This window comes from Streptomyces xylophagus (genome assembly GCF_000716435.1).
In the GTDB taxonomy this organism is placed as follows: domain Bacteria; phylum Actinomycetota; class Actinomycetes; order Streptomycetales; family Streptomycetaceae; genus Streptomyces; species Streptomyces xylophagus.
Window position 1 is genome coordinate 503,363 of sequence record NZ_JNWO01000015.1, and the last position, 21,830, is coordinate 525,192.

General features: G+C 72.0%; 10 protein-coding genes. 1 reads left to right on the forward strand and 9 read right to left on the reverse strand.

What is annotated here, in order from left to right; all coding sequences use genetic code 11:
- Positions 1–63 precede the first annotated feature (63 nt).
- The 3 genes from OO70_RS31520 to OO70_RS31530 form a co-directional block, all read right to left on the reverse strand.
- A complete protein-coding gene (locus OO70_RS31520; protein ID WP_043678508.1) occupies positions 64–693 on the reverse strand; it encodes a hypothetical protein in 630 nt (209 codons plus the stop codon).
- Positions 690–4,916 (reverse strand): glycoside hydrolase family 38 N-terminal domain-containing protein, encoded by a 4,227-nt coding sequence (locus tag OO70_RS31525; RefSeq protein ID WP_043678509.1) that lies wholly within the window; start codon positions 4,914–4,916, stop codon positions 690–692. Before OO70_RS31525 ends, OO70_RS31520 begins: the two co-directional genes overlap by 4 nt.
- Positions 4,917–5,049: 133 nt before the next feature.
- Positions 5,050–5,934, reverse strand: a complete 885-nt coding sequence (locus OO70_RS31530) for a MurR/RpiR family transcriptional regulator (RefSeq protein ID WP_043678512.1) — start codon at positions 5,932–5,934, stop codon at positions 5,050–5,052.
- A 118-nt stretch (positions 5,935–6,052) separates the two neighbouring features.
- Here OO70_RS31530 and OO70_RS31535 point away from each other — a divergent pair, with 118 nt between their 5' ends.
- The gene (locus OO70_RS31535) at positions 6,053–6,817 is read left to right on the forward strand and encodes a sugar isomerase domain-containing protein (RefSeq protein ID WP_043678515.1); all 765 of its coding nucleotides are present in this window, start codon (positions 6,053–6,055) and stop codon (positions 6,815–6,817) included.
- A gap of 183 nt (positions 6,818–7,000) precedes the next feature.
- Here the strand turns inward: OO70_RS31535 and OO70_RS31540 are convergent, their stop codons facing one another.
- The 6 genes from OO70_RS31540 to OO70_RS31565 are packed head-to-tail and all read right to left on the reverse strand — an operon-like array spanning position 7,001 to position 21,696.
- Positions 7,001–8,083 carry a class I SAM-dependent methyltransferase gene (locus OO70_RS31540; protein ID WP_199827444.1) on the reverse strand — a complete coding sequence of 361 codons (1,083 nt, stop codon included), beginning with the start codon at positions 8,081–8,083 and terminating at the stop codon, positions 7,001–7,003.
- Complete coding sequence (locus OO70_RS31545; RefSeq protein WP_043678517.1) at positions 8,080–9,279, reverse strand: glycosyltransferase; 1,200 nt, start codon at positions 9,277–9,279, stop codon at positions 8,080–8,082. Before OO70_RS31545 ends, OO70_RS31540 begins: the two co-directional genes overlap by 4 nt.
- Complete coding sequence (locus OO70_RS31550; RefSeq protein ID WP_051741782.1) at positions 9,276–10,091, reverse strand: alpha/beta fold hydrolase; 816 nt, start codon at positions 10,089–10,091, stop codon at positions 9,276–9,278. Before OO70_RS31550 ends, OO70_RS31545 begins: the two co-directional genes overlap by 4 nt.
- Before the next feature lie 3 nt (positions 10,092–10,094).
- Positions 10,095–10,397: an acyl carrier protein gene (locus tag OO70_RS31555; RefSeq protein WP_019071397.1), complete on the reverse strand. Its 303-nt coding sequence runs from the start codon at positions 10,395–10,397 to the stop codon at positions 10,095–10,097.
- Complete coding sequence (locus OO70_RS31560; protein WP_043678521.1) at positions 10,394–14,815, reverse strand: type I polyketide synthase; 4,422 nt, start codon at positions 14,813–14,815, stop codon at positions 10,394–10,396. The genes OO70_RS31555 and OO70_RS31560 overlap by 4 nt, the downstream gene beginning before the upstream one ends.
- A gap of 2 nt (positions 14,816–14,817) precedes the next feature.
- Positions 14,818–21,696, reverse strand: coding sequence for a type I polyketide synthase (locus OO70_RS31565; RefSeq protein ID WP_043678523.1), 6,879 nt, complete (start codon positions 21,694–21,696; stop codon positions 14,818–14,820).
- Between the last annotated feature and the right edge of the window lie 134 nt (positions 21,697–21,830).

Below are 21,830 nucleotides of genomic sequence, written 5' to 3' on the forward strand. Positions count from 1 at the left end.
AAGGTGGACCAGAATTCATCGGAGGTCAATGGTTCTCGTGTTGCTTTTAGGTTCCGGGCGAGATCAGTGCCGGTGTTCGTGGTCCGGGTGCGCCGGATCGCCGGGGTGCTCGTGGCCGGCGGCATACACGACTCCGGCCTTGGCCTGGTCCAACCAGCCGAAGAACGCCCGCCGCCCCGCGGCCCTTCGCAACTCACGTGCGACACCCGCGTGGGCCTGCATGTACGGCACAAAGTCATCCGATGTCACCCCGCCGAACGGGTCGACACCGCGCCGCAGCGCCTCCGCCGTGAGGAAGCGGTCCCGGTTGCGGTCGTAGTAGTCCCGTACGGCGGCCTCCGCGACCTCCTGCTCGCCCTCCAGCTCGGCCAGCAGCAGCCGCGCGGCCGGGGAGTGCGCGAGCGCGGCCGCGACGATGCTGCCGAGATCCGCGACGTCGGTCTCGGCGACGGCGAGCACCCGATCGGGCGCCACCTCCGCCGGAGGCTTCAACCCCCGCTCCGCACACGCCCGTTGGGCCAGCTCGTCGATGACCACCACCTGGGTCGCCCACCGCCGCCGCTGCCGCTCGGCCCGGGCGAGCGCTTCAGGCCGGGTGCTCTCCCGGTCCCGCGCCGGTACGGCCGCAAGCAGCGCGTCCACCCGCCTCTTTGGAACGGTCCTGCCGCGCACCACGGCCGCGTGCTCCGTCACGGCGTCACCTCCAGCTCGACGGCCTCCGTGTAGGCGACACAGCCGTGCCAGGCGACCTTCGCGAGCAGCCAGTACGACCCGGGCGGCACCGCCGAACCGTCCACCTCGATGACGCATTCCTGCTCCGCGCCCCCGGCCACCGTGAACCCCTGGCAGCCGGGTGTGACTCCGGGCCAGGTGCCCCACGAGGAGACGGCCCAGAGGGTGCCGTGGACCGGTCCACGGGTGGTGTTGCGGAGGTGCACGGGTACCCGGACCCGCTCGCCGTCGCGCACGCTGATCCGCTCAACGCCCAGAGTGGACAGCAGTGTTGGCCCGTACTGCCCGTCGGCAACATCCAGCGCCACGGTGTCCTCGTACGTCTGCCCGCCGTACGACAGCCGAGCCGCGAGCCAGTGCCGGCCGGGTTCAGGATCCGGCGGTGGTGTCACGGTCACCTCGGCCAGCGTGAACCCGCCCGGGCCCAACGCGTACGGCAGTTCGGCGGGTTCGGCGGTCCAGCCGGGCGGGACTTCGAAGGTCACCGTGCCCGACACCGGCGCGTCGGTGAGTTCCGAGCCGACCCGGACGGTCGCGGTGACCGGGCCGGAGACGGTGAGCGTCCCGGGGGAGAGGTACACGGACACGGGGATGTTCCCGCGTGGAGCGGGGCCGGAGTTGTGGAGCCAGTAGCGGGTGTGGACGGGCTGCGCGGGCTCATGTGCCGCGATTCCAGGCCCGGTTGAGGTCTCGGCAGCGGTGGTCGCCAGCACCGTCGCGACCTCGAAACCGGTCAGGTCGACGGCGAGCCCGCCGTCCCGTTCCGGTGCCAACTGCTCACCGGGCGCCTCCAGTACGTCCGCCCGGGCACCCTCGGTCCAGTCGTACGGGCCGCGTATCCGGGCCCGCACCGGTCGCCCGTTCACCTCGTGCATCCGTACGACGACTCCACGCCCCGGGTCGACCGGTACCGCGCTGCCCCGGGCGAGCGGGGAGCCGAGCGGTTTGAGGGCGTCGAGCGCGACCTCGCCGGCGGGCTCGAGCCCCAGCAGCGCGAACTTCCGTGGCAGGAGGCCCTGTTGGCCGGAGGTGCGCACGCGTGCCGTGAAGGGGTGGTTGAACTCGTGTCCGGCCTGCGGCAGTCGGGCCTCGCGCCAGTCACCGGCACCCGCGACCACGGCGTACTCGAACTCGTGGGTCCAGCGCTGGAGTTGGAAGGCGGAGCCGTCGGGTGCCGTGCGGCGGGGCGGGTCGACCCAGATACCGGAGGGCCAGCCGGTGCAGGAGCGCATGAGGGACATGTAGAGGTCGCCGGAGGAGGTGACGACACAGCCGGGCGTGCCCCGGTTGAGGACGGCGAAGCTGCGGCCGTCCCAGGCGTCGCCCGGCGGCAGGGCCTCGCAACCGCCCGCCGCCGTGGCCGTGATGACCGCGTCGTCCAGGTCGGCGATCAGCGCGTCGACCGCCTTGGCGTCGTCCTCGGGACGGGCGCCCGCCACCACGAGCAGCGGCAGCCGTTCGAGGTCGCGCAGGTCGGCTCCGGGCACCCACTCCTCGCGCAGCCCGGCACGCGGCGCGACCCACACCGCAGCCACACCTTGCTCGGCCAGTTGTCGGCGTACCTCGCGTCCGGCGGCCGGGTCCCAGCCGAGGGCCTCCGCGACCACGGAGTTGCGCTCGGGAGCGCCCACGGCGATCCGGAAGTCCGGGAGATTGGAGTCGACTTCGAGGTCGCCGTAGCGCGGGCCGCCGGCGATCGTCGAGGTGGCGGTGACCCCGGCGCGGACGAGGGCCGCCGCGAGCGGGGCACCGAGTTCACCGGCCTCGTCCCAGTCGGCGTAGACGAGTTCGGCGACGCCGATCGACCGGTGGCCGAGCAACTGCCCCGACTCGTCCCGCACGGCGACCCGCGCGGTGGAGCCGAGCCCGAACCATGTGTTCGCCGGGTTGTCGAGCGTCCACGGGAACTGCTCGCTGTCCACCTCCACGAACCCGAACCCGCGCCCGATCACCGCGTCCGCCACCTCGTGCACGGGCAGTCCGCCGGTCACGTCGGACGGCCAGCGCACCCGGATCAGCCGGTCGGCGCCGTCGTAGCCGTCGATCGTGGTGGTCAGGTCGAGGCGCGGTACCCCGGTCCACAGGGTCAGCCGCTGGGTGTACCGGAACAGCCCGAGGTCGGCGGTGACGGTGATCCGTGAACCGGCGGGGGAGTGCTCGACATCGATGTCGGCGGTGACGTCACGGCTGCGTGCGGCGGTTGTTCCGGTGGGCGTGAGGTGCCAGGGCCCCTCGCCGAAGCGCGGGTGCCTGGCGTACTCCTCCTGTACGACGAGTTCGTTGCCGATGTCTCCGGAGCGCAGCAACTCCCGTCCACCGTCGGCCAGTTCGCGCAGGCTGCTGACGCCACCGCCGCGCGCGGGGTCGACCGTCACCTCGTAGAACTCGTTGCGGATCGTGAGGCCTTGGCCGTGCGCCCACTCGGGTACCGAACCCTCGGTGAGCGGGAGGGTCTTGAGACCCATGCCGGGTACGTCCGGTACGACGACGCGGAGTTGGTCGCCCTCGCGTACGGCGGGCAGGGGCAGGCCGGTGTCGTCGAGGGGGACCAGGCCCGGGTCGGCGACGGTCAGTACGTCCCGGCGCTCCCAGGTCGCCGCGTTGAACACGACCAAGTCGTCTGTGGAGCCCGGCAGTTGGGCGACCTTCCCGGCGATGGCCTCCGTGGCGTCGGCGTGCACCGCCTCCGCCAGGTCGTACAGTTCGCGCCAGCCGGTCATCAGGTCGATGTACACCTGGTCCGACTCGGAGCCGGTGATGGCGTCGTGGTGGGCGCCGTAGATCAGCTGCCGCCAGGCCTTGTCCAACGCGGCGTCCGGGTAGGGGTGTTGGGTGACGAGCGAGGCGAGGGTCGCCCAGGCCTCGGCGTCGGCGAGGAGGGTCTCGCCGTAGCGCTGGGCCTGCTTGGTGTCGATGTAGGAGACGTCCTTGCCGGTGTAGATCGGGTTCATGTCCCGGGTCTGCGGGGACGCCTTGCGGCCCTCCTCGGCCAACTCGGCGCGGACGGCGGCGAAGAAGTCCCTGGGGATCGCGCTGACGAAGCGCGGCCAGACGTAACGGGCGTTCCAGTCGCGGTGGATGTCCATCACCCAGCGGCACGGCGGCGCGTAGTCGCCGCCGACCGGCAGCAGTACGTTCCGGGTGAGCGCGACCTTCTTGAGTCCCCGGAAGAGCTTGAGGGCCGCCGCTTCGGCCTCGGGGAGCGTGGGCGCGTTGTCGATCGCCCAGCCGGCACCGTAGTGGTTGACCATGTAGGCCGTGAGCAGCCCGCGCCCGGACGGCGCTATCCAGCTGAACTCGGCCGGGAACTGCATGCGTTGGGGGTCGCGCGGCTCCTCGCCGAAGACCGAGAGCGTCGGCCCCCACTGGTGGAACGGGCCGCGCGCCCACGAACTGGAGGACACTCCCGCGTCCGCCATCAGCCCGGGGAACTGCGGATCGTGCCCGAACGCGTCGAGCTGCCAGGCGGTTTCGGGCGAGGCGCCCAGGATGCCGCGTTGGAAGCCGTCTCCGTAGAGGGCGTTGCGTACGGTGGCCTCGGCGCCGGTGAGGTTGGTGTTGGGCTCGTTGTACGTGCCGCCCATGATCTCGACCCGGCCTGTGCGGATTAGCTCGCGCAGGAAGGCGCGTTCCTCGGGGAAGGCGTCCCAGTAGGGCTTGAGGTAGTCGACCTCGGCCAGCACGAAGGTGTACGCCGGGTCGCGGCGGGCCAGGTCGCAGTGGGCGCGGACGAGGCTCATGCCGGACTGGCCGCGGGAGTCGAAGGTGCGGGCGGGGAGGCCGGTGGAGGCGGGGTCGTCGGCGACGTCCCAGGTCTCGGTGTAGGCGCCCTGGGTGTTCCACCAGACGGGGTCGTAGTGGAAGTGGCTGACCATGAACATGGTCCAGCCGGGTTCGGCGGCCGTGAACTCGGCGGTGAGGGTGGTCAGTTGGTCGCCGTCGGCCGCCGTCACCTCGATCGCGCACCGCTCGCCGGGCGCGAGGTCGCAGGTCACGGGTATCTCGGCGCGCGCGGTGCCGTCCTCGCCCACGGTGGTCTCTGCGGTGCCGTGCACGCCGGGGCCCTCGACCGTGAGGCGGACCGGTCGGCCGGGGACATGGGCGAGTTCGGCGGTCACCACCTGGAGCGGATGCTCGGCGGTGCCGACGAAGAGCTCGGTCGACAGGGCAGCGGTCACGCGCATGGGTCTCCTACCAGAGGCTCGGCGGAGCGCCCATCCTGACATCGCGAAGATGATTCAAACAACCATCCACGCGTAACTTCGGTGGTTCATCCATGCAGACTCGGCCGAGATCACGGCCGGGTCTCGGCTCGGATCACCGACCCCTGCGGGCCTTCACCGTGTGCTCCCCGGCGATGTGGTCGGTGAGGGCCAGCGAGGCGCTCGCGCGCTGGTAGGAGAGCTGCGCGATGCGGACGTAGAGGCAGTCGATGAGGACCAGGACCGAGTGGCGGGCGCCGATGATGCCGGTGGGGAAACTGGTCGCCGAGGACGAGGAGATGAGCCGGATGTCGGCGGCGCGGGCGAGCGGGGAGCGCGGGTCGGAGGTCAGCGCGATGGTGGTGGCGCCGCGCTCCTTGGCGAGTTCGAAGGGCTCGATGGTCTCGCGGGTCGAACCCGAGTGGGAGATGCCGATGGCGACGTCCGCCGGGGTGAGCAGGGCGGCGGAGGTGGCGGCCGCGTGCACCTCGGTCCAGCCGCGCACCGCGCAGCCGATGCGGAACAGCCGGGTCTCGGTCTCCTGGGCGACCGCGCCGCTGCCGCCGATGCCGTAGACGTCGATCCGTCGGGCGCGGGCGGCGGCCGTGGCCGCGCGCTCCACCGCGTCGAGGTCGATCCGGTCGATGGTCTGCTGCACCGCGCGGAGGTCGGCACTGCCCACGACCTGCACGACTCGCTCCAGATCGTCGTCCGGGGAGATGTCCGGGCCGATCTCGGCGGTACCCCAGTCGGAGACCTCGCCGCGCCCGCGCTCCTGGGCCAGCTCGATCAGCAGATGCTGGTACGAGTCGAGGCCGACCGCCCGGCAGAACCGGGTCACCGTGGCCTGTGAAGTGCCGGTGCGGCGGCCCAGCTCGGCGGCCGAACAGTGGGTGACGGCGGCCGGATCCTCCAGGATCAGCTCGCCGACCTTCCTCAGTGAGCCGGCCAGTCGGGGCAGCTCGGTGCGGATGAGGGTGGTGACGTCTGTCGGGGGCATGTGCAGAAGGTATCAGCCACCCCAGAGGCCATCGATTGAATACCAGGACCGCGTGTGATTTATTGATTCATTGATCGTGAAAGAACAGGTGGTTTGATCCACCGGTGGGGAGTATCGCGTGTCCGCCGAGTCCGTAAGCGCCGAGACCTTCGCGCGCGAGAGCCTGGCCGTCCTCCAGCACATCACCGAGTCCAGCCGCGAGACCGTGTCCCGCGCCGCCGAACTGATCGCGGACTGCGTCCGCACGGACGGCGTCATCCAGGCCTTCGGCACCGGCCACTCCCAGGCCATGGTCCTCGAACTCGCCGGCCGCGCCGGGGGTCTGGTGCCCACCAACCGCCTGAGCATCGCCGACCTCGTCCTCTACGGCGGCGACGCCCCGAGCGTCCTCGACGACCCGCTGCTGGAGCGCCAGGCCGGGGTCGCCGACCGTCTCTACGACCTCGCCGCGCCCCGCCCCCAGGATCTCTTCGTCATCGTCTCCAACTCCGGTGTCAACAAGGTGATCGTGGAGATGGCCCTGCGGGTGAAGGAGCGCGGCCACCGCCTGCTGGCCATCACCTCGCTCGCCCACACCCGCGCCGTCCCCGCCGGCCACCCCAGCGGCAAGAAGCTCGCCGACCTCGCCGACGTCGTCCTCGACAACGCGGCCCCACGCGGCGACGCCCTCCTCGAACTCCCCACCGGCGGCGCCGTATGCGCCCTGTCCACGCTCACCGGCGCGATGCTCGTACAACTGTCGGTCGCGGAGGCGGCGGCCCGGTTGCTCGCTTCGGGTGAGCGCCCGCCGGTGTACGTCTCGGCCAATGTGCCGGGCGGCTTCGAGGGCAACCTGGAGTTGGAGAAGCGGTACGAGGGGCGAATTCGGCGTACGGCGAGCTGAGTTCGGACCTCACGGACGAGCGGCCGGAGCCCCCGGAACCGGGCCGCGGCCGCTCGTCGTCGTCTGGTCCGCCGGGATCGACGAGAGTCGGACGAGAAATGATGGAATCACCGAGTGATGCTAGACGCGGTGAATGCATCATTCAATGGCCGCTGGCAGGGGGGCACGTCCTCGTGCGCCGGCTCAGTCCCGCCGTGCCACCAGCCGGTACGCGTTCGACACCCCCAGCCGATGCGACAGCCCCTTCACCACGAACCGGTCCAGCAGCGTGCCCAGGATCAGTGCCGGAATCCCCGCGATCAGCACCGCCGCGCGGAGCGTACGGGCCAGACCGGACGGGGGCTTCGGCAGCCAGGGCAGGTTGTCGCGAGGTGCGGCCGTGTCCAGGGCCAGCCAGGTGCCGGCGAGGAGGTCGACGGGGTCGTGGGGCTCCGCGTGCTGTTCCGCCACGACCGTGAAGCCGAGGTCCGTGAGCCGGGTGCGCAGGTTGTCGACCGGGATGAAGTGCAGGTGCTGCGGCTGGAGCCACGGCAGCCACCAGCGGCCCAGCAGACGGGAGTAGCGGCTGTCGGGGTCCGGGACCTCGATCAGGAGGTGGCCGCCGGGGCGCACGGCCTGGTGTGCGGCGGTCAGTTCGCGCTCGGGCTCGGTGCTGTGCTCCAGGTAGTGGAACATGCTGACCACGTCGTAGTGGCCGGAGAGGCCGGGTGCCAGTTCGGGGAAGCTGCCCCGATAGCCGCGCTCCACCCGCCCCGCCTGCTCGGCGAGTTCGGCGCCGTCCGTGAAGTCGAGGCCGTCGAAGGTGGTGTCGGGGTAGACCGTGCGGGCCGACTCGCAGAAGTGGCCGTGGCCGGTGCCGACGTCCAGCCAGTTCTTGGGAGTCGGTGAGTGCGGGAGCAGTGACTGCGCGCGCTGCTCGTACATCTTGGTGCGGGCCGCGAACGTGTTGCCCAACTGCTTCTCGCCCAGGCCGTCGTAGAAGTCCCGGTAGTAGAACTCCAGCCCCGCCGGGCTCAGTCGGGGATTCTGGAACGTGTGCCGGCAGTCCTCGCAGCGGTCCAGGACGAACGTGCCCGGCTTGTGCTGGATCAGGTCCTTCGTGCGCAACCGGGTCTTGAGCCGCGGCGAGTCGCACCAGGGGCACGTCTCGCGCCGGGGTTCGAAGAAGCGGTCCAGGCCGTCGGCCAAGTCGGCCTGGTAGATGGGGCGCAGGGCCGCCACCTGGTCGTTGCGGCTCGGGGGCTTGGGGTCGTCCTCGGTGCTCACGGGGTCTCCTTCGGGGACGCGCCGGCAGCCAGCCGCTCCAGGTGCGTCGCCGCCGCGCCGGTGCCTCCGGCCGCGCGGAACGCCGTTCGGATGCGGCCGGCCGCGGCGCGGTGGTCGGGTTCGTGGAGTACGGCGTCCAGCGCCGCGCCCAGCTTGGGGGCGGTGACCCGGCCGAACCGGACGCGGATGCCGGCGCCCGCGCCGGTGACCTGCCCGGCGATCACCGGCTGGTCGTCGCGGATGGGCGCCACGACGAGGGGGACGCCGTGCCACAGCGCCTCGCACACCGTGTTGTGTCCGGCGTGCGAGACGACCGCGTCCGCCCTTTCGAGGAGCGGGAGTTGGGGGATCGAGGGCAGGACGAGGAGGTCCTTGTCCTGCTCGTCCGGTGTGCCCAGCGCGCCGCCCGGGTCCGCAATTACCGCCTGTACGCGGTCCGTTCGGGCTCGCAGTGCCGTCACGCACTCGGTGAGGAAACGGGCACCCACATCGGTGTTGGCGGTGCCGAGGCTGACCAGGACCAGGGAGCGGGACGGGTCCAGCCAGTCCCAGGGAAAGTCCGGCGCGGCCGGGCGGGGCGCGATCGACGGGCCGACCCAGCGGATCTGCTCGCCCTGCCGCGCCTCGGGGCCGACGAGTTCCGGGGTGCTGAACGCGAGGACGAGGTGGGGGGAGAAGCGGGGGTCGGCGGTGCCCGACGGGTCGCCGATCCCGGCGCGGAGTCCGGCCAGCAACTCGTCCAGCCACAGGGCGACTTTGGGCATGCCCGCCAGTACGTTCGTGAACTCGGCCGAGGTCGTCGCCGAGGTCGCCCATGGCACGCCGAGGCGTTCCGCCACCAGGCCACCGGCCAGGGCCTGTTGATCGGCGACGACCGCGTCCGGCCCGAACTCCTCGACGGCAGCCGCGACTCCGGGCGCCATCTGCTCGGCGAGCGGGGCGAGGAATGCCTCCCACAGGAACTTCAGCGCCTCGGGCCCGCGGATGTCGGGCGGGCGTATGCCCTCGCCCTCACCCGGGACCGGTCCAGCGCAGGGGAACACGCGCGCAGACTCTCCCGCGAGCCGCCGTACGAGAGCGGGATCGGCGCAGACCCACGCCAACTCGTGTCCCCGTGAGGCCAGTTCGGCTGCCACGCCCACCGCCGGGTTGATGTGGCCGACCAACGGCGGGACGACGAACAGGAAACGACTCACCGGGCCGCCACCTCGGCGGCACCCGTGGTGCTCTGGATCAGGGAGAGGATGTGGCCGCCGATCGTGCCCGCCGCCTCGACCAGTACGGAGTGCTCGTGACCGGGGATCACGACGGTCCGGCAGTCGGGGAGCACGGACTCCAGCCAGGGTGCGAGCAGGGCGAGGTCCGAGTCGCCGCCGTAGATGCCGAGCACCGGGCAGTGCACCGCGCGGATCTGATCCTCCGTCAACACCCCGCTCGCCGGGATGTCTTGGGAGAGGCTGGTCTCCCGGGCCAGGCGGGCGGCGCCCTTCGCGAGGCGGGCGGTGTTGTGGCCGCGGTTCGCGCTGATCCAGGCGAGCGCGTCGTCCTCGTTGTGCGCCAGCTCGTGCAGCACACGGCTCAGGATGCCGCCGAGTTTTGGCGCCCAGGCCGCGGTCGCCGGTTCCGACTCGATGAGGGAGACACTGGCGGCGCGCTCGGGGTGGCGGGCCGCGTAGCCGAACGCGACTGTCCCGCCATAGGAGTTGCCGACCAGATGGACCGGGCCGGTCACCTCCAGCCGGTCGAGCAGCGCCTCCAGGTCGTCGATGTTGTCGTCGAGGGTGTAGCCGGTGGCCGGGCGCCCACTGCGGCCGTGGCCGCGCAGGTCGTACATCACGACGTCGATGCCGGCCAGCGCGAACGGCGGGGCGATGGTGAAGTAGTAGCTGGCCAGGCTGTCGGTGAGCAGGCCGTGCACCAACACCGCCGTCGCGACGGGGCGGACGCCCTCGGGTGGGCTCATCCTCTGTACGTGCAACCGGAGTTGACCGGTGTCGACCATCGCCATGGCTCAGCCCGCCTCGGCTGCCTTGAGGCTCTGCACGACGTACTCCACGAGCCGGCCGACGGTGAGTTCGATGATCTCGTCGAACTCCATCCCGGCCAGGAACTCGGCGAAGTTGACCTTCGTGCCGTAGTGCTCCTGGAGCAGACCGGCCAGGGTCACCAGGTCGATGCTCTCCAGCTCCAGATCGCGGTTGAAGGTCGTCGTCATGGTGATCTCGACGTCGTCGACGCCGTACTCGTCCTCCAGGAGCGCGGTCAGCATGCCGGTGAGGTCGGCGAGGACTGTGTCCTCGGTGGTGGGGGTCATCGGTCGTACTCCTCTTCGTGCGCGGGTCCCGTCGTCCAGGCCACGACGTAGGTCCTGTCCGGCAGATTGGGGGGATTGCCGGCCGGCTCGTAGTGCACCGTGTAGGCGCGTTCCAGGCGTCCCGACACCAACAGCCGTGATCCGGGCACCACTTGGAAGACCGTGAAGTCGCGCGGCCGTCCCCGGAAGCCGGTGCCCTCCGCCTTGGCGACCGCTTCCTTCGCCGCCCAGAAGCGGGCGAACCACAGCGCCTCGGACTCGCCGGTGGTCTCCGACTGGGCGCGCAGGAGGGCCAGTTCCTCGTTTCCCAGGGCGGTGGTGAGGGTGGTCGCGGGGCGTTCCACGACCTCCTCGATGTCGATCCCGGGGCCGGGACCTGGAGAGTGCGGCCGGACGATCGCGACCGCCGCCTCGGCGCGATGGGCCAGCGAGACGTCCAGCGGGGGCAGGGTCCTGCCGTGCAGGCCGGTGACGTACGGGCGGCCCGACTCGTCGTTGTGGACCCGGATCTCCGCCGGGTAGACGGGCCCCTCGCCGTGGCTCCACAGCCACTGCCGTACCGCGTCCTTCACCGCGATCCGGCCCAGCAGCCACTGTCGGCGACCGCGCGGCGGATGCTCGGCGTACTGCGAACGCTCCGCGCTGCTCAGGGAGTTGCGCATGATGAGGTCGCGGGAGGCGAGGTCGGGCCAGCGCTCGTTCAGCAGGGTCCGGCCGCCGGGGCGGGCTTCGGAGAGGGTGTTGCGCTCCGGGAAGCGCTCGACCGGCCTGGTCTGCGGGTCGTTGTCGAAGCGCCGGTCCTGCCAGCCGGTCAGCTCCGCCCACACCTCGCCGTCGACCGTGAGCTGTACGTCGGCCTCGAGCGCGGTGTCGGTGAGCGAGGTGATCCGCACCAGGCACTCCACCTCGGTGCCGGGGCGCGGATGGGGGCCGTGGAAACGCATCTCGCGCATGCCGACCGGGAAGACGACGGTGCGTTCGGTGCGGGTCGCCATGATCCAGTAGCCGAGGATCTGGCCGACGTTGTCGAGCAGGGCACCGGGCGCGGGGGGTGTGGTGATCGTGCCGCGTACGTGGTGGTCGCCGATCGCGGTGAGTTCGGTGACTCCCTGGAACGCCGGGCCGTGGAACATCCAGCGCTCGTCGTAGAGATGGGACGCGGTGTGGTCGGGGGTGCGCTCGGTGCGGGGGCTGTCTCTTATACACATCTCCGAGCCCACGAGACAGGCAGAAATCTCGTATGCCGTCGCCCGCATGCCGGGTGCGGCCCGTTCCGCCGCCTCGATGATGTGCTGGACGATCGTGGTGGCGGGGACCACCGGCCAACGGTCCGCCACATCCGGCCAGTTGGGGCGCTGCGGGAAGAAGCAGTGGTCCATGAGGTAGGGCATGGAGTCGGGAGAGACGTGGACCGTGGTCTGCCATTCCCGTGCGGGCGCGGGGAGTTGGGGCTGCGGTACCGGGGCGGGCGCCCGGGGCGCGAATGCCGCCGGTGCGCTACGGCGGCTGCCCGCGGTGATGAGTTGGGCGGCTGTGTCGGCGGTCTCGCGCATCAGGGCGTGCAACTCGGCGGCGGCCGGGAAGCGTTCGGTGAGCGCGTCCAAAGGGGATGCTGTGGTGCTCGGGAGCGGTGCGCGCAGCTCCGCCCGCAGCTTCACCAGGCTCGGGCCGTCTAGCGACACGAGTGCTCCGTCCATGTCGAGCCGTACGGGCGGCCGTACGCGCCGTAGCGAACGCGTCTCCTGCTCGGGGTCCAGCACGGCCGGGTCGACGGTTCCGCCCGCCGCCCACAACGCCACGGCCACGCGCCGGAGTTGGGCCAGGCCGGAGCGGTGGGGCGAGTTGGCGGCCACCACCAGGTGGTCGCGGCCGCTCAGGGTCGCGTCGATGAGGGAGCCGAGCTGGCCGGTGCCGACCTGCACGAACGCGCGGTGCCCTGCGGCGTACATGGCCTCGACGAGCTGGCGGAAGCGGACGGGTTCCAGGAGGTGACGGATGAAGAGTGCGCGTACCGCCTTCTCGTCCGAGGGGTACGGCGAGGCGGTCGTCCCCGACCAGAGGGGGACCGTCGGCGGGTGCAGGCGGAAGCGGTTCGTGGCCTCCTCGATCGGGGCGAGGTAGGGCTTCAACATCGGTGTGTGGAAGCCGGATTGGAACGGCAGCACCTGGCTGAGGACACCCTGCGCGCGGAAGGACCGTACGAACTCGTCCACGGCCTTGTCCGGCCCGCACACCATCGACTGACCCGGCGCGTTGTCGTGCGAGAGGACGATTCCCGCGTCCGCCCAGTCGGTGGCGAGCGCCGACAGCACGCGCTCGGCCGGGGCCCCGATCGCACCGAAGGCGAGGCCGGGGACCGTCACCGAGTCGGGGTCGAACGACTCCATGAAGTCGCTCACCTCGTCCGCCGAGTACACCCCGGCGGCCGTCATCGCCGTCCACTCGCCGACACTGTGCCCGGCGACCGCGTCCGGGACGATGCCCATCCGGCGCAGCGCGGCGTCCAACAGCCGCCCCACGCCGACGACATCGAACCCGTGACGGCCGACATCCCCCACCTGAGCGGGAGTTGCGGACCTGTTCTCGCGCAGTCCGAAGTGCGCGGCGACATCCTCGACCCGGGGCGCGAAGTCGCCCTCCAGGCCCGGGAAGACGAACGCCAGCTTGCCGACTCCGGCCCCGATCAACGGGCTCGGCGTGAACCACACATCGCTACGGCCCTGCCACGCCCGCCCCTTGGCGACCGCCCGCCGAGCCAGCGCCAGCCGCTTGGCGTCCGGGGCGACGATGCCGAGCCGGGAGCGCCCGGACACGGGATGCGCGGGGGCCGCGGCCAGTACGGCGGAGTCGTCGGCGTCCAGCAGCGCGGCGAGGGCCTCGGGGCTGTCGGCGGCGAGGGTCAGCACGCGCTCCGGTTCGTCCACGGAGGCGGTGCGCGCGGAGGCGTTGGTGCGTTCCGGTCCGCCAGTGACCGCCGCCGTCGACCGTGATCCGCGCGCGCCCGGCGCCTCCTCCAGCACGACATGCGCGTTGATGCCGCCGAACCCGAACGCGTTGACCGCGGCCCGCCGCACCGGCTGTTCGGCAGTGGTCTCCCAGGGCGCCGCCTTCTCCAGCGGACGGAACCGGGTCGCCGCGAGCGCCGGATGCGGGTCGTCGCAGTGCAGCGTCGGCAGCAGCATGCCGTGGTGGACGGCGAGGGCGGCCTTGACCAGACCGGCGACGCCGGCGGCCGGCATCGTGTGGCCGATCATCGACTTCACCGAGCCGATGACCGCACGGCCGTGGGAGGTGCCCGTGTCCCCGAACACCTCGGCCAGCGTGGCGAGTTCGGCCGCGTCACCGGCGGGGGTCGCCGTGCCGTGCGCCTCGAGGAGACCGATGGACTCGGGCAGCGCGGGATCAAGTCCCGCCGCCTGCCAGGCCTGTCGTACGGCATGGGTCTGGCCGGTCGAGTCGGGGTTGACGAGACTCGCGGCGCGGCCGTCGCTGGACACGCCCGTGCCGCGGATGACGGCGTAGATCCGGTCGCCGTCGCGTTCGGCGTCGGCGAGGCGCTTGAGGACGACGACTCCGGTGCCCTCGCCGATCAGGATGCCGTCGGCGTCGCGATGGAAGGGGCGGATGCGCTGGCTCGGGGAGAGCGCGCGCAGCTGGGAGAACACGCTCCACAGCGTGATGTCGTGACAGTGGTGGACACCGCCCGCGAGCATCAAGTCGCAGCGCCCGGCGGCCAGTTCGGTCACCGCCTGGTCCACGGCGATCAGCGAGGAGGCGCAGGCCGCGTCCACGGTGTACGCCGGGCCGCGCAGGTCGAGGCGGTTGGCGACGCGGGACGCCGCGAGGTTGGGGACCAGGCCGATGACCGACTCGGGACTGTCGGGGCCGAGCCGTTCGGTGAACGCCGTGCGGATCCGGTCGAGTTGGCCGGGGTCCAGATCGGGCAGCAACTCGCCCAGGGTACGGACGAGTTGGCCCGCCGTACGGACCCGCTGGTCGAGCCGGACCAGACCCGGGGTGAGATAGCCGCCCCGGCCGAGCACGACGCCGACGCGCTGCCGGTCGGGCAGGCGGGACTCGCCGCCCGCGTCGGCGAGGGCGGCGGCGGCCACGTGGAGGGCGATGAGCTGGTCGGGTTCGGTGCCGTGCACCGAGTTCGGCATGATGCCGAACCGGGTGACCTCGACCTCGGCCAGCTCGTCGACGAAACCGCCGCGCCGGCAATACACCTGGTCGGCCACGGCCGGACCGCTCGCGGAGTCGGGCCGGTAGTAGTCCGCGTCCCAACGCCCGTCCGGCACCTCACTGATGGCGTCCGTGCCGCCCAGCAGATTCCGCCAGTACGCGTCGAGGTCGGCGGCACCGGGCAGCAGCACCGACATTCCCACGATGGCGACCGGCACTTGACGGTCCGTCATGGCTACCAGCCCGAAGCGGTGTAGACGACGGCTCCGGCCGACTCGTCGCCCCAGGCGAGCTCGCGCAGCAGAGCCGAGGTGCCCTCCTCGGGGTCGATCAGACTGATACCGCGCCGGGCGTACTCGCGTCCCAACTCCGGTGTGACCATGCCGTGGTGACCACCGGTGGGCGCCCACGGTCCCCAGTGCACGGTGAGCGCACGGTGCCCGGTACGGGCGGACCAGGCGGAACCCAGGCTCTGCAGGGCGTCGTTGGCGGCGGCGTAGTCGACCTGGCCACGGTTGCCGAGGACTGCGGAGATGCTGCCGAACAGCACCGCGAACGCGGGCCCGTTCGGCAACTCCTCCAGGGCGGACAGCAGGGTTTCGGCGCCGTGGATCTTCGTGCCGTAGACCCGCTGGAAGGACTCGGTGGTCTTCTCGGCGATCAGCCGGTCCTCGATGACGCCGGCGGCGTAGACGACACCGTCGAGGCGGCCGTGCTCGGCGTGGATCTCCTTGACCGCCTGGAGTGCCGCGTCCGGTTCGCGGAAGTCGACGGAGTGGTAGCGGGCCTGGCTGCCGAGCGCCGCGAGTTCGTCGAGGGTCGCGGTGATCTCCCGCTGGGCCAGCAGGAGTTCGGCGGTGCGGTTGATCTCGGCAGGTGTGAGCCCACCACCCTTGGCGGCGAGGGCCGCGCGCAGTTCGGCCGGGGTGCGGGCACCCGCGGTCGCCGGGTCCTCGGGGCCGGCCGGTGCGGCCGTCCTGCCGAGGAGTTCGATACGGCACCGGGAAGCCGCGGCCAGCGCGACGGCGAACTTCGCGGTGATGCCCCGCGCGCCACCCACCAGCAGGACCACCGAGTCGCGGTCGAGCCCGATGGCGGAGGCCTCCGCGACCCCGTCGCCTGCCGGTCCGGCGCCGTTCGTCGCGAGCGCGCCGAGCGGTGTCTCGACCAGCTCAAGTCCGCGTCGCCCGGCGGCTGTTCGGAGCACGACCGGTTCGCTGTCGGGCGCCAGCAGTTCGGCGATCAGCGCGTCGGCGACGGCGTCCGGTGCGGTGTCCGCCACCTCGACGACCCGGGCGACGGTGTCCGGATACTCGCGGGCCACCGTACGGAACAGCCCGTGCAGCCCCGCCGATCCGCCGTCCGCCCCCTGTACCGCGAGGAGTCGGCGCGGGCCACGCGACAGTGCGGCCTGGAACACGGGGAACGCGTCGGGCAGCACCGGCGCCGATGCGGTGAGCGGCGCGAGGTACAGGATGCCGTCCACCTGGCCGTCGGCGTCGGTGAGTTGATGGTCGGGGGCGAGGGTCACCGCGTCGGCGCCGTAAGAGGAGAGCCGGGCCGCGACCGCCTCCGAGCCTTCACCGTCGCCGTAGAGGACGAACCGTCGGCCGCTCAGCACGGACGCCGGGTCGGCCGGGTTGTCACCGTCCTGGTGCGACAGCAGCACCGGGCGCAGCTGGAGCCGCTTGGGCGCGGACCCGGTGACCTCGTCCTGCGGGACGCTGTCGACCGGTTGCGCATCGGCTGCCGTTTCCACGGCGGGCCCGGTCAGCCGTGCCGACAGCCAGCCCGTGACGGAGGCCGCCGTACGGGCCTTCGCCAGGTCCTCCAACTCGGCGTCGTCGAGTTGGGCGACGTCCATCCCGCCGCCGATACCGAGCCGTTGGGCGAGTTCACCGGCGATCTCGGCCCGCTTGATGGAGTCGATGCTGAGGTCCGCCTCCAGGTCGAGGTCGGGCTCGATCATGTCGACGGGATAGCCGGTGCGTTCGCTGATGATCTCCAGCACGACCCGCAGCACGTCGGCCTCGGTGACGGCCTCGGGCGCCGACTCGGTTTGGGCGACGGGCTGTTGAGGGACGGGAGTCTCGACGACGGCCGCCGGCAGGGCGGGTGTCAGCGGCAGCGCCTCGATGACCGCGGGCGCCGGTGCGGGAACCCATGTTCCCTGGGGTACCGCCCCCTGCACCGCGCCGAAGTACGTCATCAGAACGTCCCGTTGCGCGGCCACCATCTCCCGGCTGGTGCGCAGGAATTCGGAGATGAGCGCGTCCCTGTTCACCTCGACGGGGGTACCGCCCTGAGGGTTCGTCGTCACAGTCGTCTCCACAACGCGTCGGGCCGGTGCGAGGGCACCGGGCAGGAGTGCTCCGGCGGCGGTACGGACGAGCTGTCCGTCGACCGTCCAACCGGGTCGCGAGGGCACAGGAGTCCGGGCCGCGTCGACGGCGTCGCGCCCGTTGAACAGCCATCCGGTACGCACCGGCAGTCCCGCGACGGCCAGTTGGGCCACCGCGTCGAGCCAGCCGCGCAGCCCGCTGTCCTGCCGGGGCTCGCACGCGACCGTGCGGTGCGGGCGGTCGCCGAGGATCTGGTCGACCAGCCGGGTCAGCACGGAGCCGGGACCGGCCTCCACGAAGACCCGCGCCCCCGCCTCGTACATCGCCTCGATCTGCGCGACGAAGCCGACCGGCGCCCCTATCTGCGCGGCGAGTTCGGCCCGGACCGCGTCGGCGTCCTCGCCGTACGGGGCCGCCGTGCGGTTGGACCACACCGGGAACTCGGGCGTGAGAACCGGCTGTTGCGCGAGGGCCTCCGCGAACCGCTCACCCGCCCCCGCCACCAGCGGGCTGTGGAAGGCGCAGGCGACGGGGATGCGCTTCGCGCCGAGACCGGCGTCGCGCAGCATCCGTACGGCTGCGGTGACCGCCTCCGTGGGACCCGAAATCACTGTCTGGCGAGGCGAGTTGTGGTTGGCGACGACCACCGAGTCCGGTGCGCCCGCCGTCTTCAGGGCCTGCTCGACGTCCTCGGCACCGGCCGCCACCGCGGCCATGGTTCCGGGGTCGTCCGCGCCGGTGGCTTCGAGGATCGCCGCCGCGCGTTCCGCGCTCAGTTCCAGCAGCGCCTCCGGCGCGATCGCGCCCGCCGCGCACAGGGCGACCAGCTCGCCGTAACTGTGCCCGGCCGCCATGTCGGGCCGTACACCCGCCTCGGTCAGCAGTGCGTGGGCGGCGAGCCCGGCGATGCCCAGCGCGGGCTGCGCGACCCGGGTGTCGGTGAGACCGGCCTGCTGGCGGTCACGGGCGGTGTCGTCGAAGGCGGTGGGCGGGTAGAGCGCGTCGGCGTGGTCGCGGCCGAGGTGCAGATAGTGCTGGAGTTCGGGGAACGCGATGAACACGTCGGCGAGCATGCCGGGCCGCTGACTGCCCTGGCCGGGGAAGAGGAAGGCGACCTTGCCCGTGTCCCCCTCCAAGTCGGCTTCGTAGATGCCCGAGCCGGGATCGTGCTCACCGGCCAGCGCCCGCCGCAGTTGCCCGACCAGCCCCTCGGCATCCGTGGCCACCACGGCCACCTGCACCGGTTCCTGCCGGGCGTCCGAGCGTCGCGAGGCGCTGAGCGCGAGGTCACGCAGCTTCCAGTGACCCGTCTCCGCGAGCTTCAGGATCTCCTCGATGCCCCGCCGCGCCGCCGTCCGGTCCGCTCCCCGGAAGGTGAGCAGTTCGGCGGGCCAGGCGTCCATGCCGTGCGCGGGCGGTACGGCGTCGCCGTAGGCCCTGATCACCGTATGGAAGTTGGTGCCGCCGAAGCCGAACGCGCTGAGTCCGGCGACGCGTTCCTCGGCGGGAGCCGCCCACGGGCGTGGTCGCGCGTGGAAGACGAACGGGCTGCTGTCCTCCTGCCACGCCGAGTTGGGCTGCTTCATGTGCAGGGTGGGCGGCTTGACCCCGGTGTAGAGGGACAGCACGGTCTTGATCAGACCGGCGAGTCCTGCGGCACATTTCGTGTGCCCGATCTGCGACTTGACCGAGCCGAGCGCACAACTGCCGCTCTTTGCCCCGAACTCGGTGAACACCTCGCTGAGGATGGAGAGTTCGGTGCGGTCGCCGACGACCGTCCCGGTGCCGTGCGCCTCGACCAGACCGACCTCGGCGGGGGAGACGCCCGCGTTGCGGTACGCCCGTTCCAGCGCGGCCCGTTGACCCTCGGGCCGGGGTGCCGTCAGGCCCAGCGAGCGGCCGTCGCTGGAGCTGCCGACTCCCTTGATGACACCGTAGATCCGGTCGCCGTCCCGCTCCGCGTCCGCGAGGCGCTTGAGGACCACGCAGGCGACGCCCTCGCCGAGCGCGATGCCGTCCGCCGAGTTGTCGAAGGCGCGTGAGCGGCCGGTGGGGGACAGGGCGTGCACGGAGGCGAAGAGGACGTAGTCGTTGATGCCGTTGTGGAGGTCGGCGCCCCCGCACAGCACGACATCGCTGGTCCCGCCCACGAGTTCCTTGCAGGCGACGTCGATGGCGGCCAGCGAGGACGCGCAGGCCGCGTCGACCGTGAAGTTGGCGCCGCCGAGGTCGAGCCGGTTGGCGATACGGCCCGAGATGACGTTGGACAGCATGCCGGGGAACGAGTCCTCGGTGAGCGTGGGGAGTTGCTCCTCGATGCCCTGCGGGATCTTCCCGTAGTACGAGGGCAGTACGGCGCGCAGGGTCGTCGCGTTGGAGAGGTCGCTGCCCGCCTCCGCGCCGAACACCACGGAGGTGCGCGAGCGGTCGAACTTCCGCCCCCGGTCGCCGTATCCGGCGTCCTCCAGCGAACGCCGGGCCGCTTCGAGGGCCAGCAGCTGGACCGGTTCGATGCTGCCGAGGGAGGTCGGCGGGATGCCGTAGCGCAGCGGGTCGAAGGGGATGCGTGGCAGGAAGCCGCCCCACTTCGAGGGCGTGGCGCCGTCCTTGTCAGGTGAGTAGTGCACGGCGGGGTCCCAGCGGTCCGACGGGACTTCGCCCACCGCGTCGCGCGCGCCGAGGATGTTCGCCCAGAACGTGGGCAGGTCGGGGGCGTCCGGGAACATGCACGCCATGCCGATGACAGCGATGTCCAGGGGCGCGGGTGCCTCCGGCTCGACACTCTCCTCGACTCCCAGGCGGGCGCGGGCGGTTCGCGCGCTGTCGGCCAGGAAGTCGGCGGCCTGCTCGGTCACCGAGCGGTGCAGGGAGTCGATCGTGGTGGTCGCGGTCCGCAGCACGGCGACCTCGCCGGCCATGAACATCCCCTCGGTGAGCTGGCGTTGCTCGTCCACGGCGGTCAGCGCTCCGGCGTCGTCCCGCTCGACACCCTTGCTGGCGATGCGCAGCCGGCCGACGTTGAGCCGCTCCAGCCGCTCCCAGATCTGCCGGTCGGGTACGCCCCGCTCGCGCAACCGTGCTTCGAAATCGAGGTAGTTGTCGCTGAAGGCACTCGGTACGCAGCGGGTGGCGTGGCCGGGCGCGGTCTCCAGCAGTGCCGTCCGGGTGGCCCGGACGACCTGGTCCTGGAAGAGCGGCTGGACCGCCCCGCACGTCACCGCTTCCTCGGTGAACAGGTAGGCCGTGCCCATGAGGACGCCGACCGCGGCCCCGCGCGCGGTGAGCGGCGCGGCGAGCGCGGCCACCATCGCCGCCGAGCGTTCGTCGTGGACGCCGCCCGCGAAGAACACCTCGACACGCTCCGCAGTGGCCGCCTCGGCCTTCTCCAAGAAGTCGTCCAGGACGGCGAGTTGGGCCTCCCACAGCGGGAAGCTGGCGCGCGGTCCGACATGGCCGCCGCACTCGGAGCCCTCGAAGATGAACCTGCGCACCCCCGCGTCCAGGAACTGCCGCAGCAGCCCCGGCGAGGGGACGTGCAGGAAGGTGGAGATGCCGGCCCGCTCCAGCGCCTCGGCCTGGGAGGGGCGTCCGCCCGCGATGATCGCGTGCGTGGGCCGCAGCTCCCGTACGGCTTCGAGCTGGGCGTTGCGCAGCTCCTCGGGCGCGAAGCCCAACACCCCGACGCCCCAAGGCCGTTCGCCCACGGTGGCGCGGGTCTCGGCCAGTACCGCCCGCGACTGCTCGCCGCTCGACAGTGCCAGCGCGACGAACGGCAGGGCGCCACCGGCCGCGACGGCCGCGGCGAACTCCGCCTGGTCGCTCACCCGGGTCATCGGGCCCTGGGCGATGGGGAATTGGGTGCCGAGCGCCTCGCCCATCGGGGAACCGGTGCGCAGCGCGTCGGCGGGTCCTTCGTCGCGTACCGACTCCCGTATGGCGGCCGTCAGTTCGCGTACGGTCCGGCCCGCGTCGCCCCAGCGCTCGGCGAACCGCGCGGCGAGGAAACCGTCCTGGCCCACGGGGAGCAGTTGGGTGCGGGGGTCGTGGGCGCCGAGCAGTTCGGACACCCGCTCGGCGGGCACGCGTGGGGCGTCCGGGCCGCGCCGGAGCAGTACCCGGTGACCGGCCACCACCGTGGTCTCGGAACCGTCCATCGAGCGCAGCGCGGCGGCCGCCGCCTCCGGCAGGCCCGACTCGGCGAGCAGTGCCAGCTGGCTGTCCAGGACGACCCCGGCCGCGCCGCCCGCCACGGCCGCGGCCGCCGTACGGGGGCCGATGCCGCCGCAGGCCCAGACCGGGACGTCAACGCCGGGCTCGGCGAGCAGACGCTGGAGTAACACGAAGGTGCTCAGCTCGCCGACCCGGCCGCCGCTCTCGGCGCCCCGGGCGATCAGCCCGTGCGCGCCGGCGCGGACCGCTGCCAGCGCCTGGTCCGGGTCGGTGACCTCGACCAGCACCCGGTACGCGGCCGCGACCTCGGTCACCTGCCACGGCGCGTCCACGGCGAGGACGACGGTGTGGGGGTTGTCGCCTCCGCCCGTCAGGAGCTCCGCGGGAGCGATCCGGCAGTGGGCCCCGATCCGTACCCCGAAAGGGCCAGGGGCCCAGCGCCGGATGCGGGCCAGGGCCTCTCGCGATCTTCGGTCGCCCATACCCAGATCGAGCACACCGAGCCCGCCGGCGCGGCTGACGGCCGCCGCGAGTCGGGCATCCGGTTCATGGAACGGGGTGATTCCAATGATCATGTCTTCGGCGCGCGCGGCAGACGTCATGATTCTCCGAATAAACGGTGAAACTGCACGGTGGGGGATTTCGGCCGGGGACGCCGAATGTAATCGCACAAGACGCGAGATGGCTGGTTGAAAGCTAGCCCCACTGTTACTCATGGGTCAACAACGCCAAGGTA